The sequence below is a fragment of the Rathayibacter sp. AY1A5 genome (assembly GCF_002930875.1).
Classification (GTDB): Bacteria; Actinomycetota; Actinomycetes; order Actinomycetales; family Microbacteriaceae; genus Rathayibacter.
In genome coordinates this window covers 13,934-25,710 of sequence record NZ_PSTM01000018.1, presented here as the reverse complement: position 1 = coordinate 25,710, position 11,777 = coordinate 13,934, and the positions used below count along the sequence as shown (strand labels likewise).

Genomic DNA, 11,777 nt, shown 5'->3' with positions numbered 1-11,777 from the left:
CCGGCTTCTAGCGCGGGGGCTCGACGTCGCGGTCGGGGTCGGAGCGGTACGAGCGCAGCGCCTGCCAGCCCGCGATCGCGAGGATCAGTGCGCCGCAGAGCATCGTCAGCAGGTTCGGCACCGAGAAGCCGCTGCCCACGACCGAGTTGATGCCCGCGCCGAGCACGAACACACCTCCGAGAAGGTAGAAGATGACCCTCGTCTTCACCGTTCCACCGCTTCCCTCGAGCCTGCACAGGACCCTCGATGCTACCGCGCGCGCCCCTGGCCGCCGCCGCTCCCCCCTCTGCGCGATCGATCGGGGCAGGATCGAGGCATGGAGTTCCTCGATGTCGTCCGGCGCCGGAAGACCACCAACGGCGCGTTCCTGCCCGACCCCGTCTCCGAGGAGCACCAGCGGCTCCTGATGGAGGTGGCCGGCCGGGCGCCCTCGCAGCTCAACAGCCAGCCGTGGCGGTTCGTGCTCGTCGAGGAGCGCGAGACGATCGACCGGATCGCCGCGATCAGCGGCGAGAGCATGACCACCGCGATGTCGAACGGCACGTTCTTCGAGCGCTACAAGCCCTACTTCCGCTTCAGCAGCGAGGAGATGGAGCAGCGGCGCGACGGGATGCTGTTCGACAAGCTGCTGGCTCCGCTCCGCCCCTTCACGAAGCAGGTCTTCACGAAGCGCGGGCAGTTCCTGATGAACTCCCTCCGCGTCCCGCAGACGCTCGGCGAGGAGAACCGCCGGCTCGTCGCGGGATCGCCGCTGCTGCTCGGGGTGATGCTCGACCGCTCCGAGTACCGGCCGGGCGAGCTCTCCTCCTTCTACTCGGTGTTCAGCATGGGCGCCGCGATGGAGAACGTCTGGCTGAGCACGGTCGAGCTGGGGATGGGGATCCAGTTCGTGTCGTTCCCGATGGAGGTGCCGGGAGCGTGGGCGCGGATCGAGTCGCTGCTCGCCGTGCCCGACGAGCTGGAGCTGATGGCGGTGTACCGGCTCGGCTACCTGCCTCCGGAGCAGCGGCGGCCGGCGATCGACTGGTCCTCGCACCAGCGGAAGCTTCCGTCGCAGTACGTCTTCCGCGGCACCTGCGCGACTCCGCAGGAGGGGTGGGACGCGCCGGCCGGGCCGTGACGGGATCCTGAGCGGCGCGGCCGGCACCCGGAGGTGCCCGCGCTCGCTCCCGGGCCGGCCCCGGCCGACGGGAGATCCGCGACGGAGCATCGACTCTCGCTACATGCGTCGGCTAACGTGGCGCCCAGCACGCCCGGCAGTGCTACGTCCCGTCCGCGGGACTGTCAATGGGGGTCCGGCGTGTCTTCCGCCCGATTCCCCGCACCGGGGTCCGAGCGGATACCGTCCCCCGAGGAGCCGTCCGCCAGGGCCGGCCCGATGAACGAAGGGGGCCCGTGGCCACGCTCATCTACGGACCGCAGAACCTCGAGATCGAATTCGAGGAGCGCGTCCTCGCGCACCTGAAGGTCGCCGTCCTCTCGAAGCTGCGCCGCAACGAAGCCTTCTCGCTCTCGTGGATGGAGGACGCCTCCACCGGACACGGCCGGAGCTCCGTCTGGCTGCACCCGTCGGTGCCGCTGCACTTCCGCTTCACCGAGGCGCACCAGCCCAAGCTCAACCGCGCGTGGATCGAGCAGATGCTCAGCGTCGCCAGCATGCACGGCGAGCTCTCGGTCCTGCCGGAGCCCGAGGAGCAGCGCCAGGGCTCCTGAGCTCCGCCGCTCCTGGGCCCCGCTGCCCCCTGATCGCACAGCCGTCAACCCCGTCCCCTCTGCGGGGGACGCGAAGTACCGTCGAGAAGACGTCCCCGGAACCATCGGCGGACGTCGACGGACGGAGACGACCATGACGGACACCGCGCGAGCGACCGGCCTGCCCACCCTCACCCCGGTGCGGACGCTCCGCAAGGAGCAGCCGATCGAGCCGCGCCGCGTGCCGGACTCCGTCTCCGTCGGCTCCCAGCCGGTCATCGGCTGCCGGATCGACGTGAGCGGCCGCTCCTTCGTCGTCGAGCTCGACATGGCCGGCATCTTCCTGCGCCAGGTGCGCCGGAGCCTGCGCGAGGGCGAGGGCGGCCTCGTGCTGCTGCGCCACGTCGACGGGATCGAGATGATCCCGTTCTCGCGCGCGACGCCGTTCGACGTCTCGGACATCGTCTGCCCCGAGGGCGTCGAGCCCGCGGACGCCCGCTCGGCCCTGGGGCTCCGCGACCGCTGAGCCGCGACGGGTGGCGTGCTCCGCCCCGCGCCCGCCGCTGAGCGGGATCAGGCGGGGAGCGACGCCTCGATCAGGTCGACGATCCGCGGGTCGTCGGGCTCGACCGTCGGGCGGAACCGGTGGACCGTGCCGTCGGCCGTGATCAGGAACTTCTCGAAGTTCCACTTCACCCGGCCGGCCTTGCCGTTCTCGTCCTCCGCCTTGGTGAGCTCCGCGTAGAGCGGGTGCGCCGAGCGGCCGTTGACGCGGACCTTCTCGAACATCGGGAAGGTGACCCCCCAGGTCGTCGAGCAGTACGCCTTGATCTTGTCCTCGTCGCTCAGCTCCTGGAGGAACTGGTTGCTCGGGAAGCCGAGGACCGTGAATCCGCGCTCCCCGTAGCTCTTCTGCAGGGCCTCGAGCTTCTCGTACTGCGGGGCGAGGCCGCAGCGGGAGGCGACGTTGACGATCAGCCGCACGGGCGGGTAGTCGGCGAGGGTCGACGTGGTGCCGTCGATCGTGGTGAGGGGGATGTCGGCGATCGTGTCGGGCACGGAGGGCTCCTTCGGACGTGGTGCGTCGACGCTACTCCCCGCCGCCGAGGGAACCCCGAGTCGTGGAGGCGGCTCGCTGCGGGTTCCCGCGACGGTCCGGGGTTCCCTCGGCGCGCACCTGCCTCCACCATGGGGGGATGGCCGCCTCGCAGCAGATCGTCTCGGTCGGCGGGCGGAGGCTGCGGCTGACGAACCTCGACAAGGTCGTCTACCCGGAGACGGGCTTCACCAAGGCCGACGTGCTCTCCTACTACGCCTCCGTCGCCTCCGCGATGCTTCCCCATCTCGCGCGCCGCCCGGTCACCCGGAAGCGCTGGGTCGACGGAGTGGGCACCGCCGAGCATCCGGGCGAGGTCTTCTTCGAGAAGAACCTCCCCTCCTCCGCCCCCTACTGGCTGAGCCGGACCCGGCTCGCGCACTCGTCGCGCGACGTCGAGTACCCGCTGGTCGACGACGTCGCCGGGCTCACCTGGCTGGTGCAGCAGGCGGCGCTCGAGCTGCACGTCCCCCAGTGGCGGGTGGGCTCCGACAGCGAGCGCCGTCCGCCCGACCGTCTCGTGCTCGACCTCGACCCGGGCGAGGGGGCGGGCCTCGCAGAGTGCGCCGAGGTCGCGTTCCTCGCCCGCGACCTGCTGGAGGGGATGGGGCTGGCTCCGCTGCCGGTGACCAGCGGGAGCAAGGGGATCCACCTCTACTGCCCGCTGGACGCCTCCGCCTCCAGCGACCAGATCTCGGCGGTCGCGCACGAGCTGGCGCGCGCGCTCGAGTCGGACCACCGCGACCTCGTCGTCTCGGACATGAAGAAGACCCTGCGCGAGGGCAAGGTCCTCGTCGACTGGAGCCAGAACAGCGCGGCGAAGACGACCATCGCCCCCTACTCCCTCCGGGGGCGCCTCAGGCCGGCCGCCGCCGCGCCCCGCACGTGGGAGGAGCTGGGTGCCGACAACCTGCGCCACCTGTCGCCCGACGAGGTGGTGGAGCGGCTGCGGAGCGACGGCGACCTCCTCCGCCCGCTGCTCGCCGCCCGGGGTGCCGGGCTCGAGCCGACCCCGGAGCGGATGGCGGGCTTCGCCGCGACGGACGCCTCCTCCGACCGCCTGGCGACCTACCGCAGCATGCGCGACGCGTCGAGGACGCCGGAGCCGGTGCCCGAGGCGGGGTCCGCGGGCACCTCCTCGGGCGACTCCTTCGTCATCCAGGAGCACCACGCGCGGCGCCTGCACTACGACTTCCGGCTCGAGCACGACGGCGTCCTGGTCAGCTGGGCGGTGCCGAAGGGTCCGCCGCTGGAGGGCGACCCCAACCGGCTCGCGGTGCAGACCGAGGACCACCCCCTCGAGTACGCGACCTTCGAGGGCACGATCCCGGCCGGCGAGTACGGCGGCGGCGAGGTGCGCATCTGGGACGAGGGCACCTACGCGCTCGAGAAGTGGCGCGAGGGGAAGGAGGTGATCGCGGTGCTGACCGGCCGCCCCGACGGCGGGCTCGGCGGCGAGCCCCGCCGCTACGCCCTGCTGCACACGGGCTCGAGGGAGGGCGCCGAGAAGAACTGGCTCCTGCACCTGATGGCGGCGGGTCCCGCTCACGGGCACGGGACGCAGCGACGGGGCCGGGCGGCCGCGTCCGCCGCGTCGCCCGCTCCCCGCCCCGCACCCTCCGCCGACCGCCCGGCCGAGGACTCCGCTCCGCGCCGCCACCGCCCCATGCTCGCCACGGCCGGACGCCGCGGCGACGTGGACCCCGGGGCCGCGATCGAGATGAAGTGGGACGGCTACCGCGCTCTCGTGCGGGTGCAGGGCGGCACCGCGACCCTCACGAGCCGCAACGGCAACGACCTGACCGCGGCGTTCCCCGACCTGCTCGCCCCGCTCGCCGAGGCCGCCGCCGACGCCGTGCTCGACGGCGAGATCGTCGCCCTCGACGCTCGCGGGCGCCCCGACTTCGGCGCCCTGCAGACCCGCGGCGGGCTGACGAAGCCGCGCGAGATCGAGGCGGCCGCCCGGTCCACTCCGGTGCACCTGATGGTCTTCGACCTGCTCGAGCGCGCAGGAGAGGACCTGACCGGGAGCGACTACGACACCCGTCGCTCGGCACTGGTCGAGCTGGTCGCCGAGAACGAGCGCGTGCACGTCCCGTCCGTGTTCGACGGCGACCTGGAGGAGGCGATGGCCACCAGCCGCACCCTCGGCCTCGAGGGCGTGGTCGCCAAGCGCCGCGACTCGCGCTACCAGGAGGGCAGCCGCTCGCGCGACTGGATCAAGCTCACCCACCACCGGCTGCAGGAGGTCGTGATCGTGGGCTGGCGCGAGGGCGAGGGCGGCCTCCAGGGGTCGGTCGGGGCGCTGCTGACCGCGATCCCCGGCGAGGACGGGCTCGCGTACTCGGGCCGTGTGGGCACCGGCTTCAGTGACCGCGAGCGCCGCGGACTGGTCGACCGCCTGGCCGAGCACGCCACCGAGGAGCCCGCCGTCTCCGTCCCTCCGCTCGAGTCGCGCGGCGTGCACTGGGTGTCGCCCGTCCTGGTCGGCGAGGTCCGCTACCGCGAGCGCACCGCCTCCGGCACCCTCCGCCAGCCGGTCTGGCGCGGCTGGCGCGCCGACAAGGCCGCCGAGGACGTCCGCGTGGAGGAGCCGGGCAGCTGACCCTCCGGTCTTCCGACGGAGATGCCCGGGAACGCGGCGCGCGCCGGCGATCCGCTGCGCCCCCCGGGCACCTCAGTCCAGGCGCACCCCGCGCAGCAGGAGGAGGGTCGCGCCGACCGCGGCACCGGTGCCGATGAGGACACCGCCCGCTCCGGCCGCCGCCGCGAGGACGCCGAGCAGGCTGGGCAGGGCGATCAGCCCGAGGCGGTTCCCGGCCAGGCGCAGCGCGAGGGCGCGGCCGTGGCGGTCGGCGGGGGTGCGCTCGATCAGCCAGGACATCGTGATGGGCTGGCCGATCCCGAGGCCCAGGCCGAGGGCGGCGACCGCGACGAAGAGGAGCACGGTCGGCGCGGGCAGGGCGACCAGCACCAGGCAGAGCGCCGAGATCAGGATGCCGCCCACCATCACCCGGGTGCGCCCGAGCCGGGCGGTGGCCGCGCCGAGGAGGAGCCGCGAGGCCATCGACGCGAGTGCGCGCACGGTGAGCAGTGCCCCGACGACGCCGGCCGGGAGCCCGCGCTCGGCGCCGAGGGCGGGGAGGTAGACGACGGTCAGGTCGACGGCGGCTACGACGGTCGCGCTGGTCAGCAGGGCGCGCGCGAGGCCCGGCACCCGGAGGAGACCGAGCGTCGAGCCCGGAGCCGCAGCCCCCTCCGCCGCGGGTCCGCGCGGGGATGGGCTGCGGATCCCCGCCGTCGAGACCAGCAGCAGCACCGCGAGGATCCCGCCCACGAGGAACAGCGGCGCCGGGTCGGGCCGCACCGAGCCGCCCGCGAGCACCGGGATGAACGCGGGCCCGATCGCCTGCCCGAGCGACGCGGCGAACGTGTAGTAGCCGAAGCGGCTGTCGAGCCGCGTCCCTCCGGTGCCGCCCGCGACGACGGTCTGCTGCCCGACCACGCAGCCCAGGTGCCCCGCGCCGAGCAGGGCGATGCCGAGGAGCAGCCCCGCGACGCTCCCGCCCGCCAGGAGCAGCACCGCGGCCGCTCCCACCGCGACGAGCGAGCCGACGGCCATCACGGCCCGGGCGCCGACCCGGTCGACCAGCCCGCCCACCGGCAGCGCGATCAGCAGCGGCACCAGCGCGAACGAGGCGCCGAGCGCCCCGAGCGCCCAGGCCGGCACGTCGAGCCGGATCGCCTGGTAGACGGCGGCCGGCCGGAGCAGGAACGCGACGGCCTGGATGAGCACGGCGTGCGCGAGCAGGGACGGAGTCGCCAGGCGGTTCCGCACTCGCGCTCCTCCCCGCGGCGCTCGGCCGAGCACCCGCTCCCCCATCCTCCTACCGGTGCCGCCGCCGAGTCGCCCGGAAAGGATCGTCCTGCCCCCTCGAGAACGGGCCTTCTCGTGCGACTCAGCCCTGCGGCGGCGGCGAGGGGAGCGCGTGCGCGGGCAGGGTGCCGAGGCGGTGCCGGCCGCGGAGGAGGAACCAGGCCAGGCCGATCCCGACGACCGCGGCGACCACGACGACCGCGCTCCAGCGCAGCTCCTCCCCGTAGACCTCGACGCGCGGCCACGCGAGGTCGACCGTCATCGCCGCGCCCCAGAGCACCGCGACGACGTTCACCGGCAGGCCCTCGCGGCCGAGCGAGAAGCGCCCGGGCGCGGCTGCGGGCCACCGGCCGCGGAGCCGGGCGATCAGCAGCGGCACCGTCACCAGCAGGTAGGCGAGGTAGATCAGGATGACCGCCACGCTCGTCACGGCCGTGAAGATCGCCGGCGTCCCGATGTTCACGACCAGGATCAGCACCGCGAGCACCCCCACGACCAGCGCCGGCGCCACCGGGGTCCCCCGCCGCGGGTCGACGCGGGCGAGCACGCGGCTGCCGGGCAGGGCGTTGTCGCGGGCCATCGCGAAGATCAGCCGGATGCCCGCCGTGTGCACCGCCAGCGCGCACACCGTGATCGCGACGACCACGCAGAGCAGGAGGACCGTTCCGAGGGGGCCCCCGAGCACCTGCAGCACGATCCGCTGCAGCCCGCCCGACGCCTGCCCGAGCGCCGGGTCGGCGAGGTCGGGCGCCGAGAGGATGCCCAGGAGCAGGATGAGGCCGCCGAGGACGAAGGAGGCGGTCACCGCCCGCAGGATCGCCGTCGGCGCGGTCCGGCGCGGGTCGACCGTCTCCTCGCCGAGCGAGCCCGCGGTGTCGAACCCGTACATCACGTACGCCGACGCGATCGCGGCGATGAGGAACGCGCCGGCGTACCCGCCCGGCGTGCTCCCGCCGTAGCCGCTGGTGTCGAGCAGCACGGTCGGCGGATGCACCACGTTCACCGCGAGCACCGCCACCAGCAGCACCGCCGCGACGAGCTCGATCAGCACGCCGACGCTGTTGATCCGGGCCATCAGGCGCACGCCGCGCGCGTTGACCGCGGTGGTGAACGCGATCAGCAGCGCTCCCCAGACCACCGCGCTCACCCCCGCGGAGCCGCCGAGCTGGAACCCGCTCCAGATCTGCGGGAGCGTCGCCTGGTACGCCAGCACGACGGCCGCGAGCGTGACCACGGACGCGGTGGCCATCAGCCAGCCCGCCAGCCAGCTCACCGTCGGCCCGGCGAGGCGCTTGCTCCAGTTGTAGACGGAGCCGGCGACCGGGTAGCGGGCGGCGAGCTCGGCGAAGCACAGCGCGACCATGAGCTGCCCGGTGAACACGATCGGCCAGGACCACCAGTAGGCGGGACCGCCGAGCGCGAAGCCGAAGGAGAAGAGCTGGAACGTGCCGGTCAGGATCGAGATGTAGCTCACGCCCGCGGCGAAGCTGCCGAAGCGGCCGATGCCGCGGGTGAGGGAGGGGCGGTACCCGAACTCAGCGGTCCCGTCGTCGACGTCCTCGGTGGTGCTCATCGGGCTCCCCCTCGCGGGCGCGCTCGTCGCACCGAGGTCAGGATGCCAGCCGCCGCCCGGCCGCACGACTCCCCCGTCCCGGGCGTCCGTCAGCGGGTGCTCAGCGCTCTCCCCGCTCCCGGTGCACAGGACTCGGGCGGCCCCCGCGGACGGGAGCGGCGTCAGCCGTGCGCCGCGAGCCGGGTGCGCTGGGGCACCAGGAGCTCGAGCAGCTCCTCGACCCCGTCGACCCGCTGCGGCTCGACCGGGTGCCCGAGTCCGCACGGCTTGTAGGCGGGCGGATCCACGTTCAGGACGTGCCCGACGGGCCGCCCCTTCTCCCAGACCGTGAGGAGGAAGGCGCCGTCCCGCTCGTCGGGGGCGCCGATCTCGAAGACCCGGCCGCGCACGATGGCGCACTGCGGCTCCTTGCGCGCGAGGCGCACCCAGAAGGGATGGTCTCCGGTCATGGTGTCCGTCCTCCCCGGCCGACCCGCGGCCGTGCCCGTAGCGGTCGACCGGTGATCGTGTCGTCGGCGACCCGCAGTGCCACGGTACGTCCGCCTCCCCTCAGCCGATCAGGGGGTTCACTGCGGAGCCTCGCAGTGGTAGCGGACGCCGGTCGCGCCCGGACGCGCACGACGGGGAACCACTCACTGCTCGTAGGAGTCCTCGTAGTCGGCACCACTGGTCAGCTCGCCGTCGCCGGGCTGCACGGGATGCTCGCCGGTGAGCGCGTCGATCCGCTCGCGCAGCCGTGCCACCTCCGCCGCGTTGTCCGGTTCGGGCAGATCGCTCGGCGTGGTCTCGACGATGAGGGCGGCCGCGGCGTTCACGAGGAAGGTGGCGTCGACCGTCCCGCCGTCCGCGCCGATCCCCGTGTACTCGACGGTGTCGGCCGCGCCTTTCGCGGCGAGGGCGACGGCGTACTCGACGAGCGCGTCGGCCGCCTCGTCCCCCACGAGGATCGTCTTGTCGGCGAAGAGGATGTGCTTCATGCCGTCCATGCTCGGCAGCGCCGGCTGCGTGGAGGGAGGAGGTTGACAGAGGACCGCCGCTGACGGAAGACCTGGACAGATCGAGCAGAGAATGGCAGGCCGGGTTGTCGGATCCCTCCGGTCTGCGGAAGGGTGGTGGCAACGGCGGGCGCCTGCCGGCCGGAGATCAGGGGCTGGAGACGCCGATGGGGAAGCTGCACTACGACGGGACCGTCGAGATCGATTTCGAGGACCGCGTGCTCGCGCACCTGCAGATCGTCATCACCGCGAAGCTGCGCCGCAACGAGTCGTTCCTGCTCAGCTGGCGCGACGACCACAGCATGGGCGACGGCCGCAGCGCGATCTGGATCCACCCCTCCCACGCGCTCCGCTACAAGTACTTCGGCGGCCGGATGCCCCGCATCAACCCCGCCTGGATCTCCGCGCTCACCGACCTCGCGAACTCCGCGGGCGGGCTGTACGTGATCTCGGAGCCCGCCGAACCGGTGCGTCCTCCGGCGAAGGGCGATCAGCTGTGAAGCGCATCGACCTGATCTACAACGGCACCGCCTACACGGTCAACAACAGGAGCCTCGAGGAGTTCCGCGCCGAGGTCGAGGCCGCCCTCGCCTCTCCGACGCCGCAATGGCTGACGGTCAACTACGGCGAGGGACGCGCGAACCCGGCGCTCCTCCTCATCACGCCGTACACCCCGCTGTCGATCATCACGAACGACTTCGACGAGCTCAACGCAGAGCACGAGTAGCGGCGGACCTCGGGGAGGTCAACCACGTCGTCCGGTCGATCCGCGCCCCGTACCGTCGTGCAGGACCTCGTCGACGTCGTGCGCGGACCCCGCACGGCGACACCCGATCGACACCGCCCGCGCCCCGGCGCGCAGAACAACGGCCGCGGACACCCGGCCAGGAGCCGTGATGACAGATCCCGCCTTCGCCGTCCTCGACGACCTCATCGCCGCCCTCGAGCGTCCCGGCTCGATCGACCCCGGCCTGAGCCGCTCCGTCGCCGTGCAGGCCGCCGTCCTCCGGCTCCCGTCGCCCCGCACCATACACCGTCCGCGCCCGACGAGCCGCTTCACGGGCCGTCGCCTCGTGCGCCCGGGCAGCGCAGCCAGGCGGGCTCCCGCGCGTCACCGCGTCGTGGTCCCCGCCGGTCCGGCGGAGCGTCGCTCCGAGCGGAGCCGACGGCTAAAATGGGCGCGGTGACCGACTCCGACGCTCTCTGCGACCCGTATCTGCGCGGGTATCCGATCGACGGCGTCGCGATCTCCACGCTCGGCAGCCCCTTCGGCGGCGAGACCGTCGCCGCGAGCGACAGCACCGCGAGCCGGCTGGACGAGATCCAGATCGACCTCGGCGAGGGCCCGTGCTGGGAGGCGATCCGCGCTGCCGGCCCCGTCTCGGTGCCGGACACCGGCGCGGAGGAGCGCTGGCCGCTCTTCACCGAGGCGATCGGCCCCACGGCGGTGCGCGCGGTCTTCGCCTTCCCGCTCTCGATCGCGGGGCTCTCGATCGGCGCGGTCGACCTCTACTCCCGCCGCCCCACGTCGCTCAGCGACTCCCTCCTCGGCCGGATCAGCGCCTCGACCACCGCGACGGCGCTGCTGGTGCTGGCCGCGGTGCTGCGCGACAACGAGGTCGAGGAGAGCACGAATCCGCGCTCGCGACGCGTGGTGCACCAGGCGACCGGCATGATCATCGCGCGCTACGGCAGCACGGCCGAGGAGGCGCAGCTGCTGCTGCGCGCCCACGCCTTCGCCCAGCAGCGCTCCGTCGTCGATGTCGCCTCCGGCATCGTGGCCCGGCACGACGGGTTCCCCGACCGCCCTCTCACCGCCCAGGACGACACATGGTGACGAACTCCCGCGAGCGCAGCGTCATCCAGACGTTCGTCGCCCTCTCCGACACACTGGTCGACGACTACGACGTCGTCGACTTCACCCAGACCCTCGTGGAGAGCAGCGCGACCCTCTTCGACGCCGTCTCGGCGGGGCTCGTCCTCGCCGACTCCTCCGGCTCCCTCGAGGTGCTCGCCTCCACGGACGAGGACACCCGGCTGATCGAGCTGCTCCAGCTCGACAGCGGGTCGGGCCCGTGCATCCAGTGCTTCGAGACCGGGCGGCCGGTGATCGTCGAGGACGCCCGCGCCGTGGGCGAGGAGTGGGCGGAGTTCCGGACGCTGGCGGTCGAGCTCGACGTGCTCTCGGCGCACTGCGTGCCGATGCGCTCGGCGGGGACGACGATCGGCTCCCTCAACCTCTTCCAGGCCCGGCCGGGGCGGCTCGATCCGGACGACATCGCGGTCGTGCAGGCGTTCGCCGACGTCGCGACGATCGGGATCCTGCACCAGCGCGCGCTCCAGCAGAGCACGGTCACTCAGGAGCAGCTGCAGCACGCCCTCGACAGCCGGGTGCTGATCGAGCAGGCGAAGGGGATCCTCGCCTACGCCCACCGCACCACGGTCGAGCAGGCCTTCGAGGTGCTGCGGGTCCGCGCGCGAGCGACGTCGACCCCGATCACGACGCTCGCCCAGGAGATCATCCGCGACTACCGGCGCTGACGC

15 protein-coding genes are annotated in these 11,777 nt (G+C 73.2%); 9 read left to right on the top strand and 6 right to left on the bottom strand.

Annotated elements, in window-relative coordinates:
- Positions 1 to 7 precede the first annotated feature (7 nt).
- Positions 8 to 208 (bottom strand): hypothetical protein, encoded by a 201-nt coding sequence (locus C5B98_RS12670; protein WP_104223776.1) that lies wholly within the window; start codon positions 206 to 208, stop codon positions 8 to 10.
- Positions 209 to 316: 108 nt separating this feature from the next.
- On the opposite strand from C5B98_RS12670, the gene C5B98_RS12665 reads away from it, so the two are divergent.
- The 3 genes from C5B98_RS12665 (at position 317) to C5B98_RS12655 (ending at position 2,218) form a co-directional block, all read left to right on the top strand.
- Positions 317 to 1,120 (top strand): nitroreductase family protein, encoded by an 804-nt coding sequence (locus tag C5B98_RS12665; protein ID WP_104327888.1) that lies wholly within the window; start codon positions 317 to 319, stop codon positions 1,118 to 1,120.
- Between the two features lie 275 nt (positions 1,121 to 1,395).
- Complete coding sequence (locus C5B98_RS12660; RefSeq protein ID WP_244229547.1) at positions 1,396 to 1,713, top strand: hypothetical protein; 318 nt, start codon at positions 1,396 to 1,398, stop codon at positions 1,711 to 1,713.
- Between the two features lie 133 nt (positions 1,714 to 1,846).
- Positions 1,847 to 2,218: a hypothetical protein gene (locus tag C5B98_RS12655; protein WP_104223778.1), complete on the top strand. Its 372-nt coding sequence runs from the start codon at positions 1,847 to 1,849 to the stop codon at positions 2,216 to 2,218.
- Positions 2,219 to 2,265: 47 nt separating this feature from the next.
- Here the strand turns inward: C5B98_RS12655 and C5B98_RS12650 are convergent, their stop codons facing one another.
- Entirely contained in the window at positions 2,266 to 2,751 is a 486-nt protein-coding gene (locus tag C5B98_RS12650; protein WP_244229546.1) for a glutathione peroxidase, read from the bottom strand.
- 137 nt (positions 2,752 to 2,888) lie between these two features.
- On the opposite strand from C5B98_RS12650, the gene C5B98_RS12645 reads away from it, so the two are divergent.
- Positions 2,889 to 5,393, top strand: a complete 2,505-nt coding sequence (locus tag C5B98_RS12645) for an ATP-dependent DNA ligase (RefSeq protein WP_104223779.1) — start codon at positions 2,889 to 2,891, stop codon at positions 5,391 to 5,393.
- A 72-nt stretch (positions 5,394 to 5,465) separates the two neighbouring features.
- On the opposite strand, the gene C5B98_RS12640 is transcribed toward C5B98_RS12645, so the two are convergent.
- The 4 genes from C5B98_RS12640 to C5B98_RS12625 all read right to left on the bottom strand — a co-directional run bounded on the left by C5B98_RS12640 (position 5,466) and on the right by C5B98_RS12625 (position 9,215).
- Complete coding sequence (locus tag C5B98_RS12640) at positions 5,466 to 6,626, bottom strand: MFS transporter (RefSeq protein WP_159940156.1); 1,161 nt, start codon at positions 6,624 to 6,626, stop codon at positions 5,466 to 5,468.
- Positions 6,627 to 6,747: 121 nt separating this feature from the next.
- Positions 6,748 to 8,238 carry an APC family permease gene (locus C5B98_RS12635; RefSeq protein WP_104223781.1) on the bottom strand — a complete coding sequence of 497 codons (1,491 nt, stop codon included), beginning with the start codon at positions 8,236 to 8,238 and terminating at the stop codon, positions 6,748 to 6,750.
- A 161-nt stretch (positions 8,239 to 8,399) separates the two neighbouring features.
- Positions 8,400 to 8,687 (bottom strand): hypothetical protein, encoded by a 288-nt coding sequence (locus C5B98_RS12630; RefSeq protein WP_104263086.1) that lies wholly within the window; start codon positions 8,685 to 8,687, stop codon positions 8,400 to 8,402.
- Between the two features lie 183 nt (positions 8,688 to 8,870).
- Positions 8,871 to 9,215: a hypothetical protein gene (locus C5B98_RS12625; RefSeq protein ID WP_104226802.1), complete on the bottom strand. Its 345-nt coding sequence runs from the start codon at positions 9,213 to 9,215 to the stop codon at positions 8,871 to 8,873.
- A 185-nt stretch (positions 9,216 to 9,400) separates the two neighbouring features.
- Between C5B98_RS12625 and C5B98_RS12620 the strand changes: the two genes are divergently transcribed.
- The 5 genes from C5B98_RS12620 to C5B98_RS12600 all read left to right on the top strand — a co-directional run bounded on the left by C5B98_RS12620 (position 9,401) and on the right by C5B98_RS12600 (position 11,774).
- A complete protein-coding gene (locus C5B98_RS12620; RefSeq protein ID WP_104223784.1) occupies positions 9,401 to 9,733 on the top strand; it encodes an ATP-dependent DNA ligase in 333 nt (110 codons plus the stop codon).
- Positions 9,730 to 9,960 (top strand): hypothetical protein, encoded by a 231-nt coding sequence (locus C5B98_RS12615; protein WP_104226801.1) that lies wholly within the window; start codon positions 9,730 to 9,732, stop codon positions 9,958 to 9,960. The genes C5B98_RS12620 and C5B98_RS12615 overlap by 4 nt, the downstream gene beginning before the upstream one ends.
- Before the next feature lie 169 nt (positions 9,961 to 10,129).
- On the top strand, positions 10,130 to 10,420 hold the full coding sequence (locus C5B98_RS12610) for a hypothetical protein (RefSeq protein WP_104327887.1): 291 nt from the start codon (positions 10,130 to 10,132) through the stop codon (positions 10,418 to 10,420).
- Positions 10,417 to 11,070: a GAF and ANTAR domain-containing protein gene (locus C5B98_RS12605; RefSeq protein WP_104351715.1), complete on the top strand. Its 654-nt coding sequence runs from the start codon at positions 10,417 to 10,419 to the stop codon at positions 11,068 to 11,070. The genes C5B98_RS12610 and C5B98_RS12605 overlap by 4 nt, the downstream gene beginning before the upstream one ends.
- Positions 11,064 to 11,774 (top strand): GAF and ANTAR domain-containing protein, encoded by a 711-nt coding sequence (locus tag C5B98_RS12600; RefSeq protein ID WP_104260835.1) that lies wholly within the window; start codon positions 11,064 to 11,066, stop codon positions 11,772 to 11,774. The genes C5B98_RS12605 and C5B98_RS12600 overlap by 7 nt, the downstream gene beginning before the upstream one ends.
- The last annotated feature ends 3 nt before the right edge of the window (positions 11,775 to 11,777 follow it).